Genomic DNA, 26,513 nt, shown 5'->3' on the forward strand with positions numbered 1-26,513 from the left:
CGGGGTGACGTTTCGTCACGTGTATGTGCACGTCCCGTTTTGTGCGCGGCGCTGTTCGTATTGCGACTTCTCCATCGCCGTGCGACGCGTTGTCCCGGTCGAGGACTTCGTGCAGGCCCTGGCCGGTGAACTGGCGGCGCGCTTTGGCGAGCCGCCGGCCCTTTCGCATGAACGCACGCGGATCGACACGCTCTACCTGGGTGGAGGGACGCCGTCCCGACTGGGGGGCGACGGGGTCGTCGACGCCATCGCCGCGGTTCGGCGCTACGCAAGCGTCGACGAGTCGACCGAAGTGACGATCGAGGCGAATCCCGAGGATGTCACCGCCGCGATCGTCGCCCAGTGGGTTGGGGCCGGCGTGAACCGTGTCTCGCTCGGCGTGCAGAGCTTCGATCCGCAGGTGCTCGCGTGGATGCACCGCACGCACGACGTGGCGGCGGTGCACGCCGCCGTGGACGCGCTCGCGGCCGGCGGGATCGCCAATTGGTCGCTCGACCTCATCTACGCGCTTCCGGGCGAAGTGCCGCGCGATTGGGCACGCGATCTGGACGCGGCGATCGCGCTCGAGCCTACACATCTCTCGGCGTACGGACTGACCGTGGAGAGTGGAACCCCGCTCGCGCGCTGGCGGGAGCGGGGGGCGATTCATGACGCCGACGAGGAACGGTACGAACGCGACTTCCTGCTGGCGCACGAGCGTCTGGCGGCGGCGGGGTTCGATCACTACGAGGTCTCGAATTGGGGGCGCCCTTCGCTCGAGTCGCGCCACAATTCGTGCTACTGGCGTGGTGTCCCGTATCTCGGCCTCGGACCGGCGGCCCACGGCTTCGACGGCGACACACGGCGATGGAACGAGCGCGAGTACGTGCGCTGGCTGGAGCGAACCCGCACGGGGAGTGACCCGATGGGCGGCTCGGAACAGCTCACGGAGAGCCAGCGCGCGCTCGAGGCGGTCTACGTCGGCCTCCGCACATCACAGGGAGTGATGATCGCCCTGTCGGACGCGCTCGTGGTCGATCGATGGATCGCGGAGGGGTGGGGCTCCGTCGCCGAGGGGCGACTTCGGCTGACCCCGCGCGGCTGGCTTCGTCTCGATGCGCTCGTTGCTGCCTTGACTGAGCATCGAAGTCGTTACTAGGTTTGGACTTATGGCGTCCCCTGAGCTGTCCGACCGCGAGCGGCGGGTCCTCGAAGCGGTAATCCAGAGCTACGTCGAAACGGCGGAGCCTGCAGGGTCGCGCACGATTTCGAAGCGCTTCGGACTCGGCGTGTCTCCGGCGACGATCCGGAACACGATGAGCGACCTCGAGGAAAAGGGGTATCTCTATCACCCGCATACCTCTGCCGGGCGCATCCCGACGGACATCGCCTATCGCCTGTACGTCGACACGCTGATGCGCGCGCAGGTGGTCCCGCGTGCCGACGCCGACCGCATCTCCGAGCACCTGTCGCAGAGCGGGGCGTCGGCGATCGAGGCGATCCTGCGCAAGGCCGCGCAGTCGCTGTCGATCGTTACGCAGGAGTTGGGGGTCGCACTCGGGCCGCGTCTCGACAATGCGGTGCTGCAGCGCCTGGAGCTCATTCGCGTGTCCAACGAGCGCCTGCTCCTCATGCTCACGCTGGGAGGGGGGGCGGTGCGGACGATCTTCGTCGAGGTCGACGGGCAGATCGCCGAGAGCGCGGTCGCCGAGGTGATGGTAGTGCTCAACGAGCGCCTGGCGGGGCTGTCGTTGCGGACGATCCGCGCCACGCTGGGTGAGCGCCTGCGCGACTCGAGCACGACGGCGGGGGTGAGCGAGCTGCTCAACGTCTTCGTGCAGGAAGGGGAGACGCTGTTCGACGTCGCGGGCGCCGGGGATGACGACGGCGTCGTGCTCGGGCAGGCGTCAGTGCTCGCCGAGCAGCCTGAGTTCAGCAGCGGCGACGGGATGCGTCGCCTCCTCGCGCTGACCGAGACGCGCGCGCAACTTGGGCAACTCCTGCGCGGACGTTCGGCGTCGCCCGGGATCTCGATCACGATCGGCAACGAGCATGGCGATCCGCGGCTCGAAAGCTTCACGATCGTAACCGCCGAGTATCGGGTTGGGTCGCTGAACGGTGTGATCGGGGTCATCGGCCCGACGCGCATGCCGTACGACAAGGTGATCGCTTTGGTGCGGCATACGTCGCTCCTGGTCTCCGACATTCTTCACTAGCAGAGCCGAGGCCCATGGCCGATTTCTATACGACGCTCGGCGTCGCGCGTGGCGCGTCCGACGACGAGATCAAGCAGGCCTACCGGAAGCTGGCCACCAAGTGGCATCCGGACCGGAACAACGGCTCGAAGGATGCCGAGGAGAAGTTCAAGGAGATCACCGAGGCGTATGACGTGCTGCGCGATGCCGACAAGCGCGCCGCGTACGATCGTTATGGCGAGGCGGGGCTGCGTGGGGCCGCAGGCGGGGCCAACTACCACCACGTCGACCTCTCCGAGGCGCTCAACATCTTCATGAAGGACTTCGGGGCGTTCTCCGGGCTGGGCGAGTTCTTCCAGCAAGGAGGGCGGCAGCAGCGCGGTGGCCCGCGCACGGGCCAGGACGTGAAGATCACCGTGGAGCTGACGCTGGCCGAGGTGGCCGCCGGCGTGACGAAGACCTTCACCGTCAAGCTGCTCGACGCGTGCGACAAGTGCGCGGGGAGCGGGGCCGAGCCCGGGACCAAGCCGCAGACGTGCCACACCTGCGCGGGGTCGGGCGAGGTGCGTCGGGCACAGCGATCGTTCTTCGGACAGTTTGTCTCGGTCGTCCCGTGCCCGATGTGTTCCGGTGAGGGAGTCGTCGTGACGGCGCCGTGCAAGAAGTGTCGGGGCGAGGGGCGCGTGCGCGGCGAGCACACGATCCCGGTGCAGATCCCGGCCGGTGTGTCGTCGGGGCAGTACATGACGTTGCGCGGGCTCGGCAATGCCGGGCCGCGTGGCGGCGGTCGTGGCGACATCCTCGTCGTGTTCGAGGTGGCTGAGGACCAGCGGTTCGAGCGCGATGGCGAGGACCTGTACACCGAGGTCCTGGTCTCCTATCCGCAGCTGGTGCTTGGCGCCGACGTCGACGTCCCGACGGTGACGGCGACGATGTCGGTGCGCATCCCGGCCGGGACGCAGAGCGGGCACGTCTTGCACCTGCGCGGACGGGGACTGCCGCGCGTGAACTCCTCGGGCGTGGGCGACCTGCACGTGCGGGTGCAGCTCTGGACGCCCGACGGCGTGTCGCGCGAGGAAGAAGAGCTGCTCAAGAAGCTGCAGACGCTCGCGGCGGCGCCGCCGGAGCAGGGGCGCTCGAAGGGGTTCTGGACCAAGATGAAGGAAGCGTTAGGCGCGTGACGTGGACCTCGCTGCGGGTCCATGCCCCTGGGCGGCTGGCGGACGCGTCGACCGCGATGTTCGCCGCCGGTGCGCAGGGGGTGCACGAGGACGGCGCCTCACTGGTCACGCACTTCCCGCCGGAGACGGACATCGCCGCGGTGATCCGGCAGGTGCAAGCGGCCGTCCCCGACGCGGTCTGCGAGACGTCGGCGACCGAGGCCATCGACTGGTCGGTGCACTGGCGCGACAAGCTGCACGCCCAGCAGGTCGGGCGCCTCACGATCGCCCCCACCTGGCAGGCGGATGGGTTGGACCCGGCCACCACCGTCGTGATCGATCCGGGGATGGCCTTCGGCACGGGGGACCATCCGACAACCCGCGGCGCGACGCGCCTCATGCAGGAGGTCGTGCACCCCGGGCTCGTCGTCGCCGACCTGGGCGCCGGGAGCGCGGTACTGTCGATTGCGGCCGCCAAGCTCGGTGCCTCGCGCGTTTTCGCGGTGGAGTACGACGCCGACGCGATCTCGAACGCCGAGGAGAACGTCGAGCGCAACGCCGTCGAGGGCATCGTCCACGTCTTCGAGGGCGATGCGACGGTCTTCCTCCCGCTGGTCGCCCCCGTCGACGTCGTGGTCGCCAACATCATCTCGTCGGTGCTCGTCGAACTGCTCCCCGCGATGCACGCTGCCCTTCGGCCAGGCGGGCACGCGGTGCTGGCGGGGATCCTGCTCGAGGAGAAGGAGTTCATGCTCGAGGCGCTGCACTCCGATGGCTGGCGACTGGAACGCGAGGACGTGGAGGACGTCTGGTGGAGCATCACGATCGCGAAGGCGTAGCCGCCTTCTACGTCCCCGACGAGTCGTTTGCCCCCGGGGTCTCGGCGTCGTTAGGCGAAGGAGTGCTGCACCACGTGCGCGTGCGCCGGCTCGGGATCGGGTCGCGCGTCGCGCTGCTCGACGGGCAGGGGCATCGCGCCGAGGGGACGCTGGTGCGACTGTCGAAGGCAGCGGCCATCGTTGAGGTGGAGCGCGTCGAGAGCCTCCCGTCGCTCCCGCCCGTCCACCTCCTCGTCCCCATCGCCGACCGCGACCGGATGTTGTGGCTGGCGGAGAAGTGCGCCGAACTGGGCGCCACCAGCTGGCGCCCCATCCTGTACCGGCGCTCGCGCAGCGTGAAGCCACGTGGCGAGGGGCCCACCTTCGTCGGCAAGATCAAGGCGCGCATGGCGGCGGCGCTCGAACAGAGCGGGGGAGGCTGGCTCCCTGCGATGTACCCGGAGGCGACCTTGTCGCGCGCGCTGGGCGCGCTCCCCGAAGGGCCTCGCCTCGTCCTCGATGCCGCGGGGAGCGCCATCCTCGGTCAACGACTCGCCCCCCCGGTGACGGTCGCGGTGGGGCCTGAGGGTGGGCTGGAGGACGAGGAGTTGGAAGAGTTCGAGCGCGCGGGATTCACCCGCGTGGCGCTGGGGGGACACATCCTGCGTTTCGAGACGGCAGCCATCGCTGGCCTCGCCATCGCCCGAAGCGCGATCGCAACCGTGGAGGGCGCACATGGCGACTGATTGCCTGTTCTGCCGCATCGTGAGCGGCGAAATCCCGGCCGGCCGGGTGGCGGAGAACGCCCACTGCATCGCCTTTCGCGACATCAGCCCCAAGGCGCCGACGCACATCCTCGTCATCCCGCGGGCCCACGTCCCGTCGCTCAATCAGGTGGAGTCGGCGTCGCTCGCTGGGGAACTCCTCCTGATGGCCGCCGCCGTCGCCAGGGCGGAAGGAATCGCCGAATCCGGCTATCGCGTGATCCTGAATACCAACGCGGACGGCGGGCAGACGGTGTATCATCTTCATGCGCATGTGATGGGGGGCCGCGCGATGGATTGGCCCCCCGGGTGACCACCCCCGGCGCTCCCTCCTCCGAGACTCTTCTCATGTCCTCGCTGCTCGACCGCGTCCAGTCTGAACTCAACGCCGCCCGCAAGGCGCAGGACAAGCCGCTCCTCCTGCTGCTGGGGACGATTCTGTCGGACATCAAGAACCGGGAGATCGAGCTCAAGCGGGCGGTGACCGACGACGACGCCCTCGAGGTCGTCCGGCGCGGGATCAAGCGTCGGCGTGAGTCGATCGAGATGTACACGACCGGGGCGCGCCTCGACCTGGCGGAGAAGGAATCCGCAGAGGTCGCGATGCTCGAGCGCTATCTTCCCCCGCAGGTCGATCCCGAAGAGATCCGCGCCGCCGTCCGTGCGGCGATGGCTGGCGGGGCGGCCAACGTGGGCGCGATCATGGGAAAGGTGATGCCGGCCTTCAAGGGACGCGCCGAGGGCGGGCAGATCAGCGCCATTGCGCGCGAGGAGCTCGCCGTACGCGGGTGACCCGAGTCCCTGGATCCCCGGGAGGCCCCATGCCCGGCGCCCCGCCTGGAGTGATTGGCTGATGAACGCGCACGCCCTTGCCGTCCTGCAGTTCGCCTCGGTCCTCGACGTCGTGGCTGGATACGCCTCGTCATCGTTAGGTGCCGCGCGCGTGCGTGCCCTGGCGCCGGCGACCTCGCGCGAACGGGTGGAGCGCGAGCTGGGCCGCGTGGCGGCGATGCGGGCGATCGTGAGCTGCGACGAAGGGTGGATCCCCGCCCCGATCCCCGACGTCGATCGTGCGCTCGCCCGCCTGCGCATCGAGGGGACACGGCTCGACGGTCGCGAGCTGCAACAGGCCGGTGTCCTCCTCCGCTCGTCGCGCATGACCGCCGAGGCGCTCCGCAGCACGAAGCGACCGGCGATCGCCCTCTCGGTCCTCGCCCCGCTGCGCGAGCGCCTGCACACCAATCGCAAGGCCGAGGACGAGATAGCACGGGCCCTCGACGACGACGGATCGGTGCGCGACGACGCCTCGCCGGCGCTGCGCCGGGTCCGGCGCGAGCTGCGCGGCGCCCAGGGGGAGCTGGTCTCGCTGCTGGAGCGGATCATGCACCGCCTGGAGCCGCACCTGCAGGTCACCGATGGCTCGGTGACGGTGCGCAACGGGCGCTTTGTCATTCCCGTGCGACGCGAGGGGCGTGGGGCCGTGGGCGGGATCGTGCACGACGCGTCGGGGACGGGGGCGACGCTCTTCGTCGAACCGCCGGCCGCCATCGAGGCGTGCAACCGCATTCGCGAGTTGGAGGCCGAGGAGATGCGCGAGGTCGATCGCATCCTCCTGGCGCTCACCGACGCCATTCGTCCCGACCAGCCGCTCCTGCGCGATGCGCTCGAGGCGCTCGTCCTGCTCGATGCGCTGTATGCGCGGGCGCGCTACGCCGTCGCCGCCGCCTGCGGGCAGGCGCGCCTGCGCGAGGCCGGGAGCGGCTTCCGGATCCTCGACGGTCGGCACCCGCTCCTGCTGGCCCAGGGGGTCCCCGTCGTGCCGTTCACCCTGGCCATGGAGCCGGCGGAAAAGACGCTCCTCATCTCCGGCCCCAACACCGGCGGCAAGACGGTCCTGCTCAAGGCGCTCGGCCTCATGTCGCTGATGCTGCAGTCGGGGATCCCGGCGCCGGTCGGCGACGAGAGCGAGGTGGCGCTCTATGACGACGTCTTTGCCGACATCGGCGACGAGCAGTCGATCGAGGCGTCGCTGTCCACCTTCAGTGCGCACGTGAAGAACCTGGGCGAGATCCTGCGCTCGGCCACCGCGCAGTCGCTGGTCCTCGTCGACGAGCTGGGGTCGGGGACCGACCCGCTGGAGGGGGCGGCGTTAGGCGGGGCGATCCTCGAGGCGCTGACCACGCGCGGGGCGATGACCGTGGCCACCACGCACCTCGGCGCGCTCAAGGAACTCGCCACCGAGGTCCCCGGCGTCATCAACGCCTCGCTGCAGTTCGACGCCGTGGCGCTGGCGCCCACGTATCACCTCATCAAGGGGATCCCCGGGCGTTCGTACGGCATCAGCATCGCGCGTCGGCTCGCCCTCCCCGATGATGTGCTCGCCCGCGCCGAGGAGCGCATCCCGACGGTCGAGCGCGACGTGAACGCGCTGCTGCAGTCGCTCGAGGCACGCGACAAGCTCCTCGCCGAACGCGAGCGCGACGTGACAGCATCGCTGGCCAGCGCACAGGAGCGCGCGCATCGCCTGGCGGAGCGCGAGAAGGCGGTGCGCGAACGCGAACGATCGGTGGAGCGCGAATCGCGCAAGGACGCCCGCAAGTACCTGCTCGAGGCGCGCAGCACGATCGAGAAGACGATCCGCGACCTCAAGAAGTCGAAGGACGATGCCGTGCTCGAGGAGGCGGCGCGCACCGCCCGGCAGAAGGTCGAAGCGATGGCGACCAAGCAGGGCGAACGGCTCGAGCAGCTCGAACGCGAGTCGACGAACCAGCAGCGCCGCGCCCCTCGACCGCGCGACGACACGCCGATCGTCGCCGGCGATTATGTGCAGGTTCTTCCGCTCGACGGCCGGATTGCGCGCGTGCTGGAGGCGCGTCCCGGCGATGTGCTCGTGGCGATGGGGTCGATCAAGCTCACCTACCCGCGCGATGTGGTGCGTCGCGCGGCCCCCGAGCAACGCCCCGCGGCGACCGCCGTCGCCTTCACGGGAGACCTTCCCGAGGAGCACGTTCCGACGGAGATCGACCTGCGCGGCCAGCGCATGTTCGACATCGACGACCTCCTGCTGACGGCGCTCGACGCGGCGATTCGCGCCGACCTGCGATCGGTGCGCATCATCCACGGCAAGGGAACGGGGGCGCTGCGCGACCGCGTGTCGGAGATGCTGCGCAAGGATACGCGCGTGAAGAGCTTTCGCCTGGGGTTGTGGAACGAGGGAGGATCGGGCGTGACGATCGCCGAGCTGTGACGGTACCGCGCCTAACGCCGACGTCCCACGTGAGCGCCACGTGATCCCCGACGAGGAAGTCGAGCGGGTTCGCGAGGCCGCGGACATCGTCGCCATCATCGGCGAGTATGTCCCGCTCAAGGGGCGCGGGGGCAACTACCGCGGCCCGTGCCCGTTTCACCAGGGCGTCAACCGCAACTTCTCGGTCTCGACCACCAAGGGGAAGTTCTACCACTGCTTCGTCTGCAAGGAGTCGGGTGACGTCTTCTCGTTCCTGCAGAAGCGGCTTGGGGTAGACTGGCCGACCGCGGTGCGCATGGTGGCGGAGAAGAGCGGAATCGAACTGCACGAGACGAAGGCGCGGCGCGAGGGGCCCGACCCACGCGAACCGCTCTGGGAAGCGAACGCCGCCGCGCAGCAGTACTTCCAGCGGATCCTGTGGGAAGACGACCTGGGGGCCGCGGCGCGCGAGTATCTCGCCTCACGCGACATCAGCCGCGCCGTCGCCGATCGTTTCGGCCTGGGCTTCGCGCCGCGCGAGATCGGGCTGATGCGCGCCTACCTCGCCTCCATCGGCATCGAGGACGCGCGCATGCTGGAGGCCGGGCTCCTGGTCAAGCGCGACGAAACAGAAGAGCCGCGCCCGCGCTTCCGTGCCCGCCTCATCTTCCCGATCCACGACGTCTCGGGACGCATCGTCGGCTTCGGGGGGCGCCTCATCGGCCCAGGGGAACCCAAGTACCTCAACTCCGCCGAGTCGACGATCTACTCCAAGGGGCGGCAGCTGTACCACCTGCACCAGGCGCGCAACGCCATCCGCAAGGCCGACCGCGCCATCGTCGTTGAGGGGTACTTCGATGCGGTGCGGCTGGCGGCCGCGGGGGTCGAATCGGTCGTGGCGCCGTTAGGCACGGCGATGACGGCGGAGCAAGCGCAGCTGCTCGTACGCTACTCGAAGAACATCTACCTGCTCTACGACTCGGACCAGGCCGGGCTCAAGGCCACCTTCCGCTCGGGCGACGAGCTGCTGGCCGAGGGGGCGACGGTGCGCGTCGTCTCCCTCCCCGACGGCGACGACCCCGATTCCTTCGTGCAGAAGCGGGGGGGCGACGCGCTGGAACGGCAGGTCAAGGACGCCATCGACGTCTTCGAGCGAAAGATCCAGCTCCTGGAGCGCGGCGGCTGGTTTGCCGACCTCACGCGCCGCCGCTCGGCGGTCGATCGGCTGTTGCCGACCATCCGGGCGACCCGCGACCCGGTCATGCGCGACATCTACCTCGCACGGGCGAGCGAGGTCTCGCACGTGGGGCGCGACGTGCTGCAGCGGGAAGTGGAGGAGGGGGGAAGTGGAAGCGACGTTAGGCGGAGCTCCGCGCCGTCACGCGGCGCGCGTCCTCCGTTGCGGTCGTCCGGGCCCGATGACCGCGAGGGGCCGCCACCGCGCGAGGCGGAGGACGAGCCGCCGGCGGAATGGTCGGGCCCCGAGCCGCTCCGGTGGCGACCGCCGGGGACCCTCGCGCGGAAACGCCCCATCCGAGCGTCCGCCGCGCGTGACGGAGCGACGCATCGTCGCCGTCGCCGCCGAGCGCTACCTCGTGACGGCCATGCTGCGGTCGGCGGCGGCGCTGGAGCGGATCCTGGAACGACTGGGGGCGGAGTCGTTCTACGAGCCGCGCCTGCGGGAGATCGTCGAGACATTGCGCGACTTGGGGTCCAATGAGCACGTTGACCAGGTGGCCGAACGCCTGAGTGCCCCCGCGGTCGCCCTGATGGACGAACTCCTGTCCGTGCCCGACAACATCCTCAACCTCGATCGCACCGTGGAAGATTCGCTCGCGCGAATCGAGGAGCGGCGGCTGCAGGAGCGGAACAGCGAGATCGACCGGTTGATGACGCTGGCGACGGACGAGGAGAAGACCGCGCTCATGACCGAGAAGCGCGAGAATGCGCGCCAGGTCCGGGAGCTGTCGGCGTTCCGAACGAATGCCTAGCGAACGAATGTGGGAACGGTCGAGTGCACGCCACAGGCCCGGCGTCGGTCCGGTTGAGGCATGCAGAACGGAGTGGAGGAGCGTGGCGAAGGCGTAGCAACCGCAAGTCGAGTGCGACGTGTCCGCGTCGCGCGCGACTGGCGAGTGCCCCAACCCAGGAGGAGCTGTGCACGCGGAGCTGGTAGCCCTGTTGCAGTTGCAGACCGAGGATGACGTCGTGGACGGGATCGTCACGCGGATCGAGGCGATCGCCCCTCGCATCGCGGCGCTGGATGCGGCGCGCGCGAAGGCCGCCCGCCAGCTCGAAGTCACGCTGGCCCAGCTGGGCGAGGCGGAGCGCAAGCAACGCGAGGTGGCGAACCTCGTCGCCGAGCACCGCCAGCGGGTGGAGCGCAACGCCGCGCAGTTCGACCTCGTGAAGAACATGCGCGAGGCCACCGCCGCCGAGCAGCAGGTCGAGGCGGGGAAGCGCATGCTCAGCGAGGGTGAGGCCGGGCTTCGCGACATCGAGCAGACGGTCACTTCCATCCGCAACGCCGCCGAGGCGCATCGCGCCGCCCTGGCCGAGTTCGATGCGACGCAGGAGGAGAAGCGTGCGGTGATCGACGGCGAGAAGGCGGCGCTCGATGCTCAACTCGTGACGGCGCGCGCCCGGCGCGAATCCGCCGCCACCCAGGTCCCCGCGTCGATGCGCTCGACGTATGACCGCATTCGTTCTCGGCGCCACGGAAAGGTCGTCTTCGCCGTCACGTACGGTGCGTGCGGGTCGTGCGACACCTCGATCCCCGTCCAGCGCGGCAAGCAGATGCAGGCCAAGGGGACGATCGAACTGTGCGAAGGGTGCGGGATGCTCCTCTACGCAACGGAATGATGCGGCAGGCCGCGTAGCGCGCGTTACGTTTCGGCGATGACCGCCCCCGCCACCCGCGCCCGAATCGCCCCGCGCTGGCATCGTCCGGAGCCGCCCGACGGGCAGCTCGTGGCGGCGCTCGCCGACGCCCTCAAGCTCCCGCCCATGGTCTGCGAGCTGCTCGTGGCCCGTGGCCACGCCGACGCGGAGGAGGCGAAGCGATTCCTGCGCCCGCGGCTCGAGCAGTTGCACCCGCCGGGCGCGATGCTGGGGATGGACGCGGCGGTCGATCGGCTCGCACGCGCCATCACGGGCGGAGAGACGATCCTGGTGCATGGCGACTACGACGTCGATGGCATCTGTTCGACGACGATCATGGTGCGCGTGATTCGCCACCTGGGGGGCACGGCGATCCCGTTCCTCCCGCACCGCCTGCACGACGGCTACGACCTGGGGGACGCCGGGGTGAAGGCCGCCCGCGACGCCGGCGCGCGCGTCGTCCTCACCTGCGACTGCGGGACGAGTGCGCACGACGCGATCGACGCGCTCACCGCGAGCGGCATCGATGTCATCGTCTCCGACCATCACCTCCCCAGCCGGCCGGTGCCGACGTGCCTCGCGGTCCTCAACCCGCAGCAGCCGGGGTGCGCGTACCCCGACAAGGGACTGTGTGCCGCCGGTGTCGCCTACAAGCTCGCCGTGGCGCTGCTGGCCGCGTTAGGCGGCCACGAGCACGTGGCGTTGCACCTGCTGGACCTCGTGGCGCTGGCCACCATCGCCGACGTGGCGCCGTTGCGCGGCGAGAACCGGATCCTCGTCCGCTTCGGCCTCAAGCTCATGGCCGAGACGCGGCACGCCGGGCTGCGCGCCCTCATGGAGGCGTCGGGGCTCGAGGGCAAGGCGCTCACCGCCGGGCGGGTCGGATTCATCCTCGCCCCACGCCTCAACGCCGCCGGCCGCGTCGGGCACGCGATGCGCGGCGTGGAACTCCTGCTTGCGACCGACCAGGGCGAGGCCAACCGCATCGCCCGCGAACTCGAGGAGATGAACCGGGCGCGCCAGGAGCTCGATCGCGCGACGCTCGATGCCGCGCGCGCCATGGCCGATCGCCTCGACCTCGACGAGACCTGGGGGGTCGTCCTCGGCGCCGACGGGTGGCACCCGGGGGTCATCGGGATCGTGGCGTCTCGCCTCGTCGAGGAACTCGCGCGTCCGGTCTTCATGGTGGCCCTCGACCGTGGGGTGGGGAAAGGATCGGGGCGATCGATCAGCGCCTTCGACCTGCACGGCGCCCTCACCGCGTGCCGCGACCTGTTGGTGCGCTACGGCGGACATCGCGCGGCGGCCGGCATCACCATCGATGCCGAGCGCATGCCGGCCTTTGCCGAGCGCTTCAACGCCGTGGCGCGAGAACGGCTGACGCTCGACGACCTCGTCCCGCGTGTCCGCGTCGACCTCGAGCTCCCGCTCGAATCCATCACCGGCGACCTCGAGACGCTGCTCAAGCACTTCGAACCGTTTGGCGTGGGGAATCCCGCCCCGGTCCTTTCGTCGCGCGGCGTGAGGCTCGCCACGACGCCGCGCGTGGTGGGGCAGGGGGGGCTCAAGTTGCAACTGGCGAGAAGCGGGGGGACGCTCGAGGCGATCGGCTGGGGGATGGGAGAGCTGGCTCGCGACCTGTCGCCGGCGTCGCCGGTCGACGTCGCCTATCGCCTGGAGCGCGATACATACGGTGGCACGTCGCGCCTCGTGGCGCGTCTGGCCGACGTGCGCGCCTAACGGTGCGGATCATCGCCGGCCGCTGGCGCGGTCGCACGATCAAGGCTCCCCGCGACGCACGCGTGCGTCCCACCGGCGATCGCGCGCGCGAGGCGTGGATGAGCATCCTGCACCCGGAACTCCCGGGGGCGCGCGTCATCGACTTCTTCGCCGGCTCGGGGGCGCTTGGCCTCGAGGCGCTCTCGCGCGGCGCCGCGTCCTGTGATTTCGTCGAGATCGCCCTTCCGTCGCTGCGCGCCATTCGGGAGAACGCCGAAACCCTCGGTGCCTCGCCCGCCGAGATGGCGGTGCACCGCACGGATGCCATCCGCTTCGCGCAGAAGCTCCCGCCGCACGCCTACGACATCGCCTTCGCCGATCCCCCGTACAACCTGGGGCTCGCCCCGCGTCTCGCCGAGGTTTGGCTGGCGACGCCGTTTTCCGAGGTGCTCGGCGTCGAGCATGACGTCCACGAGGCGATGCCGGCGGGTGCGGTGATGCGCAGCTACGGTGGGACGGCGGTCAGCATCTATCGCGCGCCAGCCGGTGCCTCCGGCGCGACGGTGTCCGAAGCGGGCGTCGAGGGCTCCGACGGCGCGAACGACCGCGCCGCCCCCGCTGTCGCCGATGGCGAGATCGTCGCCCCCGGTTAGAATTCCCCGCGAGTCGCCCCTCCCTCACTTCGCCCTCGCATGCCCCGCATCGCGATCTACGCCGGTTCCTTCGATCCCCTCACGCGCGGGCACGAAGACCTGATTCGCCGCAGCCTGAGCTTCGTCGACCAACTCATCGTCGCGATCGCGGTCAATCCGGCCAAGCAGCCGCTGTTCACCTTCGAGGAGCGCGCCACCTTCATTCGCGACGCGGTCGGCGACGACCCGCGGGTCGAGGTTCACCAGTTCCAGGGGTTGCTCGTCGACTTCGCGCACCAGATGGGGGCGCGCCTCTTCATTCGCGGCCTTCGCGCCGTGAGCGACTTCGAGTACGAGTACCAGATGGCGTTGATGAATCGCCACCTGTCGTCCGACCAGGAGACCGTCTTCATGGTCCCCTCCCTCGACACGACCTACATCAGCGCGTCGCTGGTGCGTGAGGTGGCGCGATTCGGCGGGAAGCTCGAAGGGCTGGTGCATCCGAGCGTCGCCGAGGCGCTGCGGCAGAAGTTCGAGACGCGTTAGGCATGTCCGGCGTGCAGGGGTTCGTCGGCGCCCTTCGTCGCCGGGCGGCGGAGCGGCCGGTACGCATCGCCTTTCCCGAGTCGCACGACCCGCGTGTCCTGGCAGCGGTGGAGGTCCTGCGCCGCGAACGCATCGTCGAGCCGGTGTTGATCGCCTCGCCTGACGCCGATCGCGCGGCGCTCGCCGCGCTTGGCGTGGAGGTCCTCGACCCGGTCACCGACGTCAGGCGCGAGCGGACGACGGCCTCGCTCGTCGAACGGCGCCGCGGGCGACCGCTCCCGTCCGGCGAGGCCGAGCGGCTGGCGCAATCGCCGCTGCTCTTCGCCGACGACCTCGTCAGGCACGGTGAGGTGGAGGGGTGCGTGGCCGGCTGTGTGCACACCACCGCCGAGGTACTCCGCGCCGCCCTCTGGCTCGTGGGGGCGGCCGATGGCGTGAAGACCGTCTCCAGCGCCTTCTACATGGACGTCGCCCCGTTCCGCGGCGACGAACGCGAGGTGCTCACGTTCACCGATTGCGCGGTGATCCCGGCGCCGACCGCGGAACAGCTGGCCGACATCGCCCTGGCCGCCGCCGGCGATCGCGCCCGCATCGTCGGTGATACGCCGCGGGTGGCCTTCCTCTCGTTCAGCACCATGGGGAGCGCGTCCGCCCCGTCGGTTGAGCGCGTGCGCGAGGCGCTGGCGCTCGTGCGCGCGCGTGATCCGGGGCTGGCCGTCGATGGCGAACTTCAGGGCGACGCGGCGCTCATCGCCGAGGTCGGCGCTCGTAAGGCACCCGGGAGCCGCGTCGCCGGGGGGGCCAACGTCCTGGTCTTTCCGTCGCTGGACGCCGGCAACATCGCCTACAAGTTGGTCGAACGGCTGGCGGGAGCCGCGGCCATCGGCCCGATCCTGCAGGGGCTCGCTCGTCCGTGCAACGACCTGTCGCGCGGCGCGTCAGCCGACGACATTATCAACGTTGCCGCGGTCACGGCCCTACAGGCGCGTCATCCCGCCTCCGGCCGCGGCGGACCTTTGGGAGGAATCGCATGAGCTTCGCCATCAAGAAGCAGGGAGCTGTTTGCATCGTCGACGTCGAGGGGCAGCTCATCGTGGGGAATCGCCAGGAGCTGAAGCAGAAGGTGCTGGACGAGTTGGAGCGCGGCGAGCGGAAGTTCCTCGTCGACTTCAGCCAGACCGGGTACATCGATAGCTCCGGCCTCGGCGTCCTCGTCTCCCTGTCGAAGAAGATCCGCGAGGCGGGGGGCGAGTTGCGTCTGGCGAATCTCAACGACGACCTCAAGACGCTCTTCGAACTGACCAAGCTCGACACCCTGTTCCAGATCTCGGGGAACCGCGACGAGGCCCTGCGCACGCTCTGAGCGACCGGTGCCCATTCACCGACCTGCGCCCGGGCCGTCGGGGCAGCTCCCGGCGCCAGGGTGCGCGCGCGTGACGTCGAGGGGTGCCGCGCGCGTTTGTCATGTGATGAACGACCCCGCTGATCGTTTCCCGATCGATGCCGTCCTGGCGGATGCCGGCTTTCCGCTGGACGTCCGCATCCCTTCCGACCTGCGCTACATCGAGCGGGTGGTCGGGGTCGTGTCGCGTACCTGCGCCGCGCTCGACTTCCCGGCGCGCGCCTGCAACCTGCAGGTCCCGGTGGCCCTCACCGAGGCCATCTCCAACGCGATCATCTACGGCAATCGCGAGGACGTGAGCAAGCGGGTCCGCGTCCGCGCCCTGGTCAACGATCGGGCGCTCGTCATGGAGGTCTCGGACGAGGGGGTGGGCTTCGACATCGCGATGTGCATGCACGACCCGTCCGACGCGGGTTACCTCGAACGCGAGGACGGGCGCGGGCTCTTCCTGATGACCCGCCTGATGGATCGTGTGGAGCGGTACAACGACGGCGGCAACGTCGTGCGCCTCACCTTGCACCGGCCGTGAGGGAACTCGTCTCGGTCCTCGAGCGATTCGAGGACGTCACCGGGGTGAAGGCCGTCGTCTGGACACAGGCGAACGATCGCTCGCCGATCGTCCCCGAGTACGGCGAGTGGCACGAACCGGTGCCGCGGGTCCTCGACCTGCTCGCTCCGGGGGCCCCACCGGCCGAGATCGAGACGGAGGACGGGGTCCTGCTGGCGGGCGCCGTCCCGGGGCCGCGTCGCGCCTGGGTCAGCGTGGGACCGTGCACGGGGCAGCGCACCGAGCCCGCCGCCTGCCTCGAGTTCCTGCTCCCGATCGTTGGACACTTCTTCCAGTCGGCACTCGAGGTCGAACACGCCGCCTACGAACTCGCCGAGCGGTACGAGGAGATCAACCTCCTCTACACCACCAGCGAGATCCTTGGCCGCACCGTCTCCCTCGAGGAGGCGGCGGCCCGCATCCTGGAGGAGATCTGCGAGACCGTCGGCGCTCGCCGCGCGGCGATCCTCGTTCACGATCGCGTGACCGATACGCTGCAGGTCGTGACGGCGCTCGGCTTCGAGGCCGCCGACGCGCCGCCGATCGGAACGCAGGATCCGGCCGCCGTGTCGGCCAAGGTCTTCCGTGACCAGCGGGCCCTCATCCTCGAGCCCGGGGAGTACCCGTGTGACGCCGAGTCGCAATTCCGGAAGGGGGCGCTCCTCTCGGTCCCCATCCTCTGGACCAACCCCAATCCGCATGGGGCGATCCCGTTAGGCGTGGTGAACTTGTCGGAGCGGCGGAGCGGGGAACCGTTCAGCGCCGGCGACGAGAAGCTCGTCACCGCCATCGCCACGCAGATCGGCACGGCCATCCAGAACGCCCGCCTCGTGCGCTCGTCGCTCGCGCAGCAGCGCCTGCAGCAGGAGATGCAGCTGGCGAATGACCTGCAGATGAAGCTCCTCCCGGATACGCGGCTCTTCGCCCCCGAGGCGCTCGTCTCGGCACGGGTCGTCCCCGCGGACAGCGTCGGCGGCGACTTCTATCATCTCTTTCGGCTTGGCGGCGGGCGCATCGGCGTGATGATCGGCGACGTGTCGAGCCACGGCTATCGGGCGGCGCTCATCATGGCGCTCGTCATGAGCGCCTCGTCGATCCACGCACAGGCGACCGTCGACCCGGCGGAGATGCTCGACGCGCTTCTCGCCACGCTCCGTGAGGAGCTGGAGAGCACGGAGATGTTCATCTCGGCCTTCTACGCCGTCCTCGACCCGGCGCACGGCACGATGCGCTATGCCAACGCCGGGCATCCGCACGCCTTCGTCATCGACGGCGAGGGCAACCTCGAGCGGCTCGCGGCGCTCGACCCGCCGTTAGGCATGAGCCCGCAGCATCCCTCGGTGCGCGAACGCGCGTGGGCGCCGGGGACGGACGTGTTGCTGCTGTTCACCGACGGCATCTCGGACGCCCGCAACCGGCTGGACGTGCGTCTCGGGGAAAAGCGGGTGCTCGATACGGTGCGGGCGTCGCGGCGCGAGCATCCCGACGTCATCGTGGAGCGGGTCTTCGCGGCATTGCGGGCCCACGCGGGCGAAGCGATCCGCCGGGACGACCTCACGCTCCTCGTGGCGCGCACGTAGCGCGCATCGCGCGCGCCGTGGCATGAGCCAGCCTCCGCGTCCCTCGCTCCCGCCAGCGCGCAAGCGACTGGGGCAGCACTTCCTCACCGACCGCTCGGCGCTCGAGCGCATCGTGCAGGCCATCGACCCGCGCCCGGGCGAGACGATCGTCGAGATCGGCCCCGGGCGCGGCGCGCTCACCGATCTCCTCGCCGCGCGTGCCGAGCGACTCGTTTGCGTCGAGGTCGATCCGTTGCTCGTCCCGATCCTCACGGCGCGATATGCCGATCGTCCCCACGTGACGATCGTCGAGGGCGACGTGCTCGAAGTCTCGCTTCCTTCGCTCGTGGAGGGGAGCTGGGCCCTGGTCGGCAACGTGCCGTACTACATCACGACGCCGATCATCTTCCAAGCGCTTCGAACGCCGCGCCCGTCGCGCATGGTCTTCCTCGTGCAGCGAGAGGTCGCGGAGCGTGTCGCCGCCGCCCCCGGTGACGACGCCTACGGCGCCCTCTCGGCCAATGTGCAAGCATTGGCGCACGCCGAGGTGGTGGCCCGGGTACCCGCCGGGGCTTTCTATCCGCGCCCCAAGGTCGACTCGGCGATCCTGCGCCTGACGCCGCGCGCCGATCCGGTCGTGACGCCCGAGGAGGAGGTCGCCTTCTCGCGCATGGTGCAGGGGGCGTTTGGCCAGCGCCGCAAGCAGATGCGTCGCGTGGTGCGCGAGCTCTTTGGCCTTGGGGCCGAGGCGGCCGAAGCGCTGCTCGCGCGCTGCGGTATCGACGTCGCGCTGCGCCCGGAGACGCTGTCGCCCGAGGCCTTCGCCCGGATCCTGCGCGCCGCGCCGACGGCGCCGCGCGACCCCTCACGTTAGGCCGACAGGCGCACGAGCGGCTCCGTTGTCAGGGCGTCGTGCGGCCGCCCGTGGTCAGCGCTCGTGCTCGCCGCCGATCGGATGGTCGTTTGCGCCACTCGCATGGTCGCGCTCGCGGCTGGTCAGCGCGTAGCTCAACCCCTCGAGCTCCATCGCCATGTTCACGTTGCGCACCGTGATGTGGGCGGGGAGGTGCAGCTGCACCGGGGCGAAGTTGAGAATGGCGCGCAGCCCCGCCGCCACCAGGCGTTCCGCAATGCGCTGCGCCTCGTCGTCGGGGACGGTGAGGACGGCGATGTCGGGGTGTTCCGCGACGAGATCCTGTTCGAGATGGGCGATGTCGCGCACCGTGTGCTCTTCCCATCGACTCCCGACCTTGCGCGGGTCGGAATCATAGACGGCCTCGACGTGGAAGCCGCGCTGCCGAAAGCCGCGGTACTGCGCGAGCGCCGTCCCGATCTTGCCTGCGCCGATGATGATCACGCGCCATTGACGATCGAGCCCGAGAATGTCGCGGAGCGCCGCGGTGAGCTCGAGCGCAGGATAGCCCAGCCCGCGTTTGCCGAACGAACCGAAGAACGAGAGGTCCTTTCGAACCTGCGCCGACGTCGTACCGCCGCGCCGCGCCAACTCCTCGCTGGAGATGGTGCGTACGCCGCGACTCACCGAATCCTCGAGGAAGCGGAGATAGACGGAGAGACGGCGGACGGTGCTATCGGCGATGCGTTTCACGGCGGTCGGCGCGGCTTGTGAATTCATTCACAAGGTAAACGCTCCTGAGGATCGTCACCAGACGCGCGTTGCATCCGGCGCCACTGCAACAGGTTACCGCGGCCCTTTTGCGTGTCGTCGAGGGCGGGGGGCCGGCGCGAGCCGACTGTCGGACGTGCGCTTAGTTTGTGCGCATGTCCGCTCACCTCCTGCCCGTCCCCCGGTACTGGCCATCGTCCGCGCCGCGTGCCGCACGGCATACATCGCCGCGCGCACCCTCGCGTGCATGCCTGCGGGAGCACGGCGGGGAGCTCGCACTCCGCGTGGGCGTGTCGCGTCGGAGGCGGCACCATGAGCGTGTCGGAGCCGGCGTGCCGCTGCTTGGGGGAGAGTCATGGCGGTGAGGGGAATCGACGCGGTGACGCCGGATTCGCTACTCCTGATGCGCGCCCGCGAGGTGCTCTCGAGTGGCCCGGTGGACGCCGTCTCCTTGATGGAGCGCGTCTGTTCGCTCCCCAGCGCCCCGCCGCGCGTGGCCGAGCGTCTCGCCGAGGCGCTCTTCGGTCGTCATGCCGACTTCGTGCGCGAGGCCGATGGGCGGTGGGCGTTGCGGCCCGACGAGAATGGAATCCGCTCCATAGTGGCGCCACCGGCGTCCGGGGTGGAGGGGCCGGCGCGTACGGTGCGCGAGCGGCGCGAGGCCGCCGCGAACGCGGCTCGTGCCGCGGATGACGTCGCGCTGCGCGACCTGCGGTTCGCCGTCGTCGACGTCGAGACGACCGGGACCTCGCCGTCGCAGCGGGACCGGGTGACCGAGATCGCGATCGTGCAGGTGGCTGGACTCGAGGTGTCCGACTGCTACGAGACGCTGGTGAACCCCGAGCGCGCCATTCCGCCGGCAATCATCGCGCTGACCCGGATCACCGAGGAGATGGTGCGGCACGCCCCGCGGTTTGCGCAGGTGGCGCCCGACGTGGTCGGGCGGTTGCGCGAGCGCGTCTTCGTGGCGCACAACGCCTCCTTCGACTGGCGCTTCGTGTCGCACGAAGTGCAGCGCGCGGCCGGTGTGGCCCTGACCGGTGAGCAGCTGTGCACGGTGCGACTGTCGCGCCTCCTGCTCCCGCAGCTGCCGCGTCGATCACTCGATGCGGTAACGCACTACTTCGGGATCGATATCGGTGCGCGACACCGTGCCGCTGGCGATGCGATCGCCACGGCGCACGTCCTCGTGCGGCTGTTGCGGCTCGCGGAGGATCAGGGCGCGAGCACCTGGCGCGGACTGTTGACGCTGATGCAGGGGGGGCGCGCGAAGGGATCGCGTCGCCGTTCGGCGATGCCACGCGGTGTCGACATCGATCCCACGCTGTGATCGGCGCGGCGCTGTCCTCATTCGTGCCGTGGAGCGCGACGACGATCCTCGGCCGCGTCCGGCCGCACGAGATCGAGGCCGGCGGCTAACGGACGAGCGCTCGCTGCCGATCGTCCACCACGACGTCGAACCCATGCGGGGGAGGCGGTGCGCGACCGGGAGGGCCGTTCAGTTTGAGGGGGAGGCCGCGGGAGGGACGAGCCGCGTCGAGTGACTCAACCCGTGCACGGGCTTGCGGTTAGCGTTGGGCCGCCGGGGGGAGGGGGCGCACACGGGGGGAGGAGATCCGGCGAATGTTGGCGTGCCGGTTGACCGCATAACCCCATGTCGTTTAAGTTTTTCCGCACAATACGGCAAGCAGAGCAAATCGGCTCTCACCCTCTGGCGCTCGGCAACGAGCAGCTGCAGGAGTCTCGTCAACGGCGCCGCCCCACAGAATGGGGGCGGATGGTCGTGTATGGCGGACTCCGAGTGGGGTCCGCATTTGTTTTTCAGGCAGGGGGTCGTCGTTAGGCGCCCGGCCAACACCCTCGCGGAGGATTCGGACCTATTCAGGACAACACGAAGCGCATTCGCGTCAACCGTCAGATTCGCATCAGCCCGGTCCGTGTGATCGGGGCCGATGGCAGCCAGTTGGGAATCATGGAGGTTGACCGGGCCCTGGCCCTCGCAGAGGAGTCGGGACTCGACCTGGTGGAAGTTGCGGCCACCGCTCGCCCGCCCGTCGTCCGCGTCATGGACTACGGCAAGTTCAAGTTTGAGCAGGCGAAGCAGGCGCGCGTTGCGAAAAAGAAGCAGCACGTGATCGAGCTCAAGGAAGTCAAATTCCGGCCGGGCATCGAGGATCACGATTTCGACACCAAGGTTCGACATGCGCGCCGGTTCCTTGGCGAGGGGAACAAGGTCAAGGTGACGCTGATGTTCCGTGGGCGGCAGATCGCCCACCCGGAACTCGGGTTCGCCGTGGTCGAGCGGGTCTCGCAGCAGCTCGCCGATGTGGCGAAGACCGAGAGTTCGGCGAAAATGGAAGGGAAGTCCCTAACGATGATCCTGGCACCGAAGTGAGCTGACGATGCCCAAAATGAAGACCCACAAGGGCGCGAAGAAGCGCTTCTCCGTGACCGCCACGGGGAAGGTTCGCCGCCTGAAGGCCAACAAGAGCCACATCCTGACCAAGAAGGACGCCCGTCGGAAGCGCCGGCTGCGCCGTCCCACCACGATCGCCACCAATGGCGAGGCGAAGGTGATCAAGCGCCTCATTCAGGCGTAAGGAGAGAGAGCGATGCCTCGCGTCAAATCCAATGTGGTGCGCCTGAAGCGCAAGAAGCAGGTGATGAAGGCCGCGCGCGGCTACTTCGGCGCGCGTTCCAAGCTGTGGCGTCCGGCGAAGGAGTCGGTCGAGCGCGGCTGGCGCTATGCGTACCGCGATCGGCGCAACAAGAAGCGCGACTTCCGTCGCCTGTGGATCGTGCGTATCAACGCCGCGGCCCACATGAACGGCATGAACTACAGCACGTTCATGAACGGCCTCATGAAGGCGGGGATCGAGGTCGATCGCAAGATCCTCTCCGACCTGGCGATTCACGGCGCGGCCGCCTTTACCGTGCTGGCCGACAAGGCGCGCGCGGCGCTGGCGGTCGCCTAACGGCGACCAGCGGCACGACCAGCGGGGCAATCGATCGCCCCGACGGACCCGACCGATCTCCGGCGGCAGCGCGACCCACGGTCGACTGCCGCCGAGCTGTTTTCGGGAGGGGCGTGCGGCGGCGGATGCGGTGCTCGGACGGGGGGCCCCCCCCGAACACCACGCTACCACCGCACCTCCCACCCGACGTCACCATTCGATTCCCGCTCGTACCGTTTCCACGCCTCCCACGGATCGCCATCCCGTGACGCTGCTCGAACTCCAGCAGGCCTGTGCCGCCCTGCGTGACGAGGCGCCCCCGCGCATCGCCGCCGCCGACTCGCTCGATGCCTGGCACGAGCTCCGCAATGCCCTCCTCGGCCGCAAGGCGGGGAAGGTCACCGAGCTCATGTCGCTCCTCCCCACGCTCCCCAAGGAGGAGCGCCGCGACGCCGGCGCGGCCGTCAACGCCCTCAAGGTCTCCCTCGAGGCAGCGCTCGACGCCCGCAAGACCGAGTTGGAATCGGCCGCCCCGCGCGGCACGCAGCTCGACCTCACCATGCCCGGGCGCGCCGCCTGGCGTGGCGCGGTGCATCCCGTCTCGCTCGTCATCGACGAGATCTGTGACATCTTTCGCGAGTTGGGCTTCACCGTCGCGTTAGGCCCCGAGGCCGAGTCGCCGTGGTACAACTTCACCGCGCTCAACTTCCCGGATAACCATCCGGCGATGGACATGCACGACACGCTCTACCTGGCGGACGGCGGCGTGCTGCGCACGCACACCTCGCCGGTGCAGGTGCGCACGCTGCAGTCCTACGCGCCGCCAGTGCGCGTCCTGGCGCCGGGCAACGTGTACCGTCGCGACTTCTTCGACGCCACGCACGCTCCAGCCTTTGCGCAGTTGGAGGGGCTGGCGATCGACGAGGGGATCACCTTCGCCGACCTCAAGGCGACGCTCGCGCACTTTGCGCGCGCCTTCTACGGCCAGCGCACGCCGACGCGCCTCGTCCCGTCGTACTTCCCGTTCACCGAACCGTCGGGACAGATGGAAGTCTTCTTCGACGTCGGGGACGGACGCGGTGCGCGTTGGATCGAGATCATGGGGTGCGGCCTTGTGCACCCGGCGGTGCTCGAGGCGGCCGGGCTCGACAGCGAGAAGTACTCGGGGTGGGCCTTCGGCATGGGACCGGCGCGCATCGCGATGTCGCGCTTTTCGCTCACCGACATCCGCCTGCTCTACGATTCCGACGTCCGCTTCCTCGAACAGTTCGCCTGACGCCAACCAGATGCTGATCTCGCATGAATGGCTGCGGGCCTTCGTCCCGCACACGCTCTCCCCCGACGCGCTGCGCGCGCTCATCACCGCGCACGTGGCCACCGTCGACGGGATGGAGCGGCTGCGCGCCGACCTCGCGAGCATCGTCGTGGCGCGCGTGATCACCGCCGGGCGCCACCCCAACTCCGACCACCTCTGGGTCACCAAGGTGGATGACGGGAGCGGGGAGCTGGTGGATGTCGTGTGCGGCGCGCCTAACGTGATCGAGGGGGCGATGTATCCCTTTGCCCGCGTCGGCACCGTGATGCCCACCGGCAACAAGGGGGGGATCCTCATCGAGCGCCGCAAGATTCGCGGCGAGGTCTCGTGCGGGATGCTCTGCTCGGCGCGCGAACTCGGCCTCGGCGAGGATCATGACGGCATTCTCGCCCTCGACATCGATGTCCCCACCGGGACGCCGTTCCTCGAGGCGGTCGCCGTCGGCGACGTGCAGTACGACATCGACGTGCTCGCGAATCGCCCCGACCTGCTCTCGCACTACGGCATGGCGCGCGAGGTCGCGGCGCTCCACGGGGGGCCCGTCCGCGACCCCGACGAGGTGTTCACTGTAGACAGCGAGACGGGGACGATCCGCTTCGGCGATGGGGTCCACGGGCGCGTCCCCTCGGCCGGTGGTACCGTCGCGCACGATCTCCAGCGCGCCGGCTCCGGCGGGGCACAGGTGCAACTCGACGACCCCGATGGCTGCCCACGCTACATGGGCGTCGTCATTCGCGGCGTGGCGGTGGGGCCCAGTCCGGAGTGGCTCGTGCGGCGCCTCGCCGCGCTCGGATTGCGCTCGATCTCCAACGTGGTCGACGTGACCAACTACATGCTGCATGGCTACGGGCAGCCGATGCACGCCTTCGACCTCAGCCGGCTCGCCGGGCAAACGGTGGTCGTGCGCCGCGCGCATCCCGGCGAGGTTCTGGTGACGCTCGACGGGGTGTCGCGGACGCTCGAGCCGCGCATGACGGTGATTGCCGATGCCGAGCGGGCGGTGGCGGTGGCGGGGGTGATGGGGGGGCTCGACAGCGAGGTGACCGCGTCGACGACCGACCTCTTCCTGGAGGTCGCGTACTTCACGCCACGCCACGTGCGCGAGACGCGGCGCGCGCTGGGGCTGAGCACCGACGCCTCGTACCGATTCGAGCGCGGGATCGACCCGGCCATCGCGCCGCACGCCCTGTCGATCGCGGCCCAGCTCATCACGATGCTCGCCGGTGGGGCCGTCGACGGTCAGGCCATCGACGTGGGACGCGTCCCCGAGGCGGGGGCGCCCGTGGCGATCACCCCGAAGCACGTGGCGCGCTTGTTAGGCGCGTCGGTCAGCGCCGAGGAGATCGGGTCGCGCCTCGCGTCGATCGGCTTTGGGGTCACCCCCCGCGGCGACGGCGACGAGACGCTCGACGTCGTGGCCCCCTCCTGGCGCCACGACGTGTCGCGCGACGTCGACCTCATCGAGGAGATCGCCCGGCTCCGCGGCTACGACGCACTGCCGGATGACGTGCTCCCGTTCCGGCCGGGCAACGTTCCCGATCACCCGTTGCACGTGACGGGGCGGCGGGTGCGTGACGCGCTCGTCGGGATGGGGCTGTTCGAAGTGCGGCCGCTGCCGTTCGTGGCGGGGGCCGACGACACGCACGCCCGCGTGCAGAACCCGCTCGCCGACGACGAGCCGCACCTGCGCACCTCGATCCTCGAGACGCTGGCCCGGCGCGCCGAGTACAACCTGAGCCGCATGCAGGGCAACGTGCGCCTCTTCGAGATCGGGTCGACCTTCGCCCCGCGCCCCGGACAGCTTCCGGTGGAGAAGGTGCGCGTCGGCCTCGTCCTCATGGGGCTCCGGCGCCCCGGCCACTTCACCGACGCGTCCCGGGAGGTCTTCGATGCCTGGGACGCCAAGGCGTTAGGCGAGCGCGTGGCCGAGGTCGCCTATCCCGGCATGCGCATCGCCCTCGAGGCTGGCGATGGCGCGCCCGTGCTGTGGCGCATCTCGGCCAAGGGGGGCGAGATCGGAACGATCGAGGTCGTGGCGCTCGACAAGCCGGTCTGGGCGTCCGAGGCCTTCGGTATCGAGATCACGCTCGGCCGACTCGCCAATGCCGCCGTGTCCGCGCCGGGGAGCCACGACTACGGCGCCGGCGTGAGTGGGCGGCTGCCGGCCAAGGGGCACGTCACCTACCAGCCTCTCCCGACGACGCCACCTGCGGAGTTCGACCTGGCGTTGCTCGTCCCGGACGGCGTCTCGGCCGCGCAAGTCGAGCACCTGCTGCGCAAGAGTGCCGGGGAACTGCTGGAGCGGCTGGAACTGTTCGACGAGTTCCGCGGTACGGGGGTCCCAGCCGGGCATAGAAGCGTGGCGTGGCGATTGACCTTCCGGGACGCCACGCGCACACTTCGCGACAAGGAAGTCGACGGCCGTCGGCAGAAGATCCTTCGCACCTTGGAGACCGAGCTCGGTGTCCGTCCACGAACCGCCTGAGTCCCCCGCATTCGTCCAGCTCGAGCAGCTCGTCCGCCACCTCGGGGAAGAGCTGGCGGGGTTCCGCCGTCGTGCGCTTGCGGCCGAGTCGCGCGTGCGAGCGCTCGAGGCGGCGGTCCAGCACGGGGGCGATTCCGCGAGTCTCGAACGGTTGAAGACGCTCGAAGCGGAGAATGCCGATCTCAAGGCGCGCGTCGTGTTCGCCACCGAGCGCACGCGTCAGCTACTGGCGCGCGTCCACTTCCTGCGGCAGCAGCAGGGGCGCCCGATCCCGGGCACCCCGGCGTCGGGGAGTGGGGCCGGAGGGGGAGGGCGGTCATGAGCGACAAGAAGCACCTCGTGAAGGTCGTGATCGTGGGCGAGGAGTACACGATCCGCTCGGACGCCTCGCCCGAGCACACGCGCGCGGTCGCGCAGTACGTCGACCAATCGATCAAGCGCGTCCTCAACACCTCGCTGGTGGTCGAGAACCACAAGGCGGCGATCCTGGCCGCGCTGCAGATCACCGACGAGCTCTTTCGCGCCCGCTCGTCCGCCTCGTCGATGGACGAGGCGATGGACTCACTCTCCAACGAGATCCGTCGCTGGCTCCCGCCCGCGAAGCGCGGAGAGTCGGGCGACCACGCCGCGATCTAGGCGAGACGGCCGTTCGCCGGGTGGCGAGCTGCGCGCGCCGGGGCTGTGCCGCAGGCTAGGGGACCCTACCCG

Annotated in this window: 28 protein-coding genes; 27 read left to right on the plus strand and 1 reads right to left on the minus strand. The window is 69.8% G+C overall.

Annotated elements, in window-relative coordinates; all coding sequences use genetic code 11:
- Window positions 1-4: 4 nt before the first annotated feature.
- The 19 genes from hemW (at window position 5) to rsmA (ending at window position 18,301) form a co-directional block, all read left to right on the plus strand.
- Window positions 5-1,138 carry a radical SAM family heme chaperone HemW gene (gene hemW / locus IPN47_02255; GenBank protein MBK9406870.1) on the plus strand — a complete coding sequence of 378 codons (1,134 nt, stop codon included), beginning with the start codon at window positions 5-7 and terminating at the stop codon, window positions 1,136-1,138.
- A gap of 10 nt (window positions 1,139-1,148) precedes the next feature.
- On the plus strand, window positions 1,149-2,195 hold the full coding sequence (gene hrcA / locus IPN47_02260; GenBank protein ID MBK9406871.1) for a heat-inducible transcription repressor HrcA: 1,047 nt from the start codon (window positions 1,149-1,151) through the stop codon (window positions 2,193-2,195).
- Window positions 2,196-2,209: 14 nt separating this feature from the next.
- Entirely contained in the window at window positions 2,210-3,355 is a 1,146-nt protein-coding gene (gene dnaJ / locus IPN47_02265; GenBank protein ID MBK9406872.1) for a molecular chaperone DnaJ, read from the plus strand.
- Window positions 3,352-4,173, plus strand: a complete 822-nt coding sequence (locus IPN47_02270) for a 50S ribosomal protein L11 methyltransferase (GenBank protein MBK9406873.1) — start codon at window positions 3,352-3,354, stop codon at window positions 4,171-4,173. Before dnaJ ends, IPN47_02270 begins: the two co-directional genes overlap by 4 nt.
- Complete coding sequence (locus IPN47_02275) at window positions 4,146-4,898, plus strand: RsmE family RNA methyltransferase (protein MBK9406874.1); 753 nt, start codon at window positions 4,146-4,148, stop codon at window positions 4,896-4,898. Before IPN47_02270 ends, IPN47_02275 begins: the two co-directional genes overlap by 28 nt.
- Complete coding sequence (locus IPN47_02280) at window positions 4,888-5,229, plus strand: histidine triad nucleotide-binding protein (GenBank protein ID MBK9406875.1); 342 nt, start codon at window positions 4,888-4,890, stop codon at window positions 5,227-5,229. Before IPN47_02275 ends, IPN47_02280 begins: the two co-directional genes overlap by 11 nt.
- Before the next feature lie 35 nt (window positions 5,230-5,264).
- Entirely contained in the window at window positions 5,265-5,708 is a 444-nt protein-coding gene (locus tag IPN47_02285) for a GatB/YqeY domain-containing protein (GenBank protein MBK9406876.1), read from the plus strand.
- A gap of 61 nt (window positions 5,709-5,769) precedes the next feature.
- A complete protein-coding gene (locus IPN47_02290; GenBank protein MBK9406877.1) occupies window positions 5,770-8,163 on the plus strand; it encodes an endonuclease MutS2 in 2,394 nt (797 codons plus the stop codon).
- Between the two features lie 40 nt (window positions 8,164-8,203).
- Complete coding sequence (gene dnaG / locus IPN47_02295; protein ID MBK9406878.1) at window positions 8,204-9,862, plus strand: DNA primase; 1,659 nt, start codon at window positions 8,204-8,206, stop codon at window positions 9,860-9,862.
- Entirely contained in the window at window positions 9,747-10,133 is a 387-nt protein-coding gene (locus IPN47_02300) for a hypothetical protein (GenBank protein ID MBK9406879.1), read from the plus strand. Before dnaG ends, IPN47_02300 begins: the two co-directional genes overlap by 116 nt.
- Before the next feature lie 166 nt (window positions 10,134-10,299).
- Window positions 10,300-11,004 (plus strand): hypothetical protein, encoded by a 705-nt coding sequence (locus tag IPN47_02305; GenBank protein ID MBK9406880.1) that lies wholly within the window; start codon window positions 10,300-10,302, stop codon window positions 11,002-11,004.
- Between the two features lie 36 nt (window positions 11,005-11,040).
- On the plus strand, window positions 11,041-12,762 hold the full coding sequence (recJ, locus tag IPN47_02310) for a single-stranded-DNA-specific exonuclease RecJ (GenBank protein ID MBK9406881.1): 1,722 nt from the start codon (window positions 11,041-11,043) through the stop codon (window positions 12,760-12,762).
- A gap of 2 nt (window positions 12,763-12,764) precedes the next feature.
- Window positions 12,765-13,394 carry an RsmD family RNA methyltransferase gene (locus tag IPN47_02315; protein MBK9406882.1) on the plus strand — a complete coding sequence of 210 codons (630 nt, stop codon included), beginning with the start codon at window positions 12,765-12,767 and terminating at the stop codon, window positions 13,392-13,394.
- 39 nt (window positions 13,395-13,433) lie between these two features.
- Window positions 13,434-13,919 (plus strand): pantetheine-phosphate adenylyltransferase, encoded by a 486-nt coding sequence (gene coaD, locus IPN47_02320; protein ID MBK9406883.1) that lies wholly within the window; start codon window positions 13,434-13,436, stop codon window positions 13,917-13,919.
- A 2-nt stretch (window positions 13,920-13,921) separates the two neighbouring features.
- Window positions 13,922-14,953, plus strand: coding sequence for a phosphate acetyltransferase (gene pta / locus IPN47_02325; GenBank protein MBK9406884.1), 1,032 nt, complete (start codon window positions 13,922-13,924; stop codon window positions 14,951-14,953).
- Entirely contained in the window at window positions 14,950-15,282 is a 333-nt protein-coding gene (locus IPN47_02330; GenBank protein MBK9406885.1) for an STAS domain-containing protein, read from the plus strand. The genes pta and IPN47_02330 overlap by 4 nt, the downstream gene beginning before the upstream one ends.
- A 106-nt stretch (window positions 15,283-15,388) precedes the next feature.
- Entirely contained in the window at window positions 15,389-15,850 is a 462-nt protein-coding gene (locus IPN47_02335; protein ID MBK9406886.1) for an ATP-binding protein, read from the plus strand.
- Window positions 15,847-17,448, plus strand: a complete 1,602-nt coding sequence (locus tag IPN47_02340) for a SpoIIE family protein phosphatase (GenBank protein ID MBK9406887.1) — start codon at window positions 15,847-15,849, stop codon at window positions 17,446-17,448. Before IPN47_02335 ends, IPN47_02340 begins: the two co-directional genes overlap by 4 nt.
- Before the next feature lie 22 nt (window positions 17,449-17,470).
- Window positions 17,471-18,301: a ribosomal RNA small subunit methyltransferase A gene (gene rsmA, locus IPN47_02345; protein MBK9406888.1), complete on the plus strand. Its 831-nt coding sequence runs from the start codon at window positions 17,471-17,473 to the stop codon at window positions 18,299-18,301.
- 54 nt (window positions 18,302-18,355) lie between these two features.
- Here rsmA and IPN47_02350 read toward each other — a convergent pair whose 3' ends face one another.
- The gene (locus tag IPN47_02350) at window positions 18,356-19,033 is read right to left on the minus strand and encodes a redox-sensing transcriptional repressor Rex (protein ID MBK9406889.1); all 678 of its coding nucleotides are present in this window, start codon (window positions 19,031-19,033) and stop codon (window positions 18,356-18,358) included.
- A gap of 379 nt (window positions 19,034-19,412) precedes the next feature.
- Here IPN47_02350 and IPN47_02355 point away from each other — a divergent pair, with 379 nt between their 5' ends.
- The 8 genes from IPN47_02355 (at window position 19,413) to IPN47_02390 (ending at window position 26,441) form a co-directional block, all read left to right on the plus strand.
- Window positions 19,413-20,381: a 3'-5' exonuclease gene (locus tag IPN47_02355; protein MBK9406890.1), complete on the plus strand. Its 969-nt coding sequence runs from the start codon at window positions 19,413-19,415 to the stop codon at window positions 20,379-20,381.
- 549 nt (window positions 20,382-20,930) lie between these two features.
- Window positions 20,931-21,446 carry a translation initiation factor IF-3 gene (locus tag IPN47_02360; protein MBK9406891.1) on the plus strand — a complete coding sequence of 172 codons (516 nt, stop codon included), beginning with the start codon at window positions 20,931-20,933 and terminating at the stop codon, window positions 21,444-21,446.
- 7 nt (window positions 21,447-21,453) lie between these two features.
- Window positions 21,454-21,651: a 50S ribosomal protein L35 gene (gene rpmI / locus IPN47_02365; GenBank protein MBK9406892.1), complete on the plus strand. Its 198-nt coding sequence runs from the start codon at window positions 21,454-21,456 to the stop codon at window positions 21,649-21,651.
- A gap of 12 nt (window positions 21,652-21,663) precedes the next feature.
- Window positions 21,664-22,026: a 50S ribosomal protein L20 gene (gene rplT / locus IPN47_02370; GenBank protein ID MBK9406893.1), complete on the plus strand. Its 363-nt coding sequence runs from the start codon at window positions 21,664-21,666 to the stop codon at window positions 22,024-22,026.
- Between the two features lie 250 nt (window positions 22,027-22,276).
- Entirely contained in the window at window positions 22,277-23,281 is a 1,005-nt protein-coding gene (pheS, locus tag IPN47_02375; GenBank protein ID MBK9406894.1) for a phenylalanine--tRNA ligase subunit alpha, read from the plus strand.
- Window positions 23,282-23,291: 10 nt separating this feature from the next.
- A complete protein-coding gene (locus IPN47_02380; GenBank protein ID MBK9406895.1) occupies window positions 23,292-25,805 on the plus strand; it encodes a phenylalanine--tRNA ligase subunit beta in 2,514 nt (837 codons plus the stop codon).
- Window positions 25,783-26,127 (plus strand): hypothetical protein, encoded by a 345-nt coding sequence (locus IPN47_02385; GenBank protein MBK9406896.1) that lies wholly within the window; start codon window positions 25,783-25,785, stop codon window positions 26,125-26,127. Before IPN47_02380 ends, IPN47_02385 begins: the two co-directional genes overlap by 23 nt.
- Window positions 26,124-26,441 carry a cell division protein ZapA gene (locus IPN47_02390; protein MBK9406897.1) on the plus strand — a complete coding sequence of 106 codons (318 nt, stop codon included), beginning with the start codon at window positions 26,124-26,126 and terminating at the stop codon, window positions 26,439-26,441. Before IPN47_02385 ends, IPN47_02390 begins: the two co-directional genes overlap by 4 nt.
- The last annotated feature ends 72 nt before the right edge of the window (window positions 26,442-26,513 follow it).

This window comes from Gemmatimonadota bacterium (assembly GCA_016719105.1).
Taxonomy (GTDB): domain Bacteria; phylum Gemmatimonadota; class Gemmatimonadetes; order Gemmatimonadales; family Gemmatimonadaceae; genus SCN-70-22.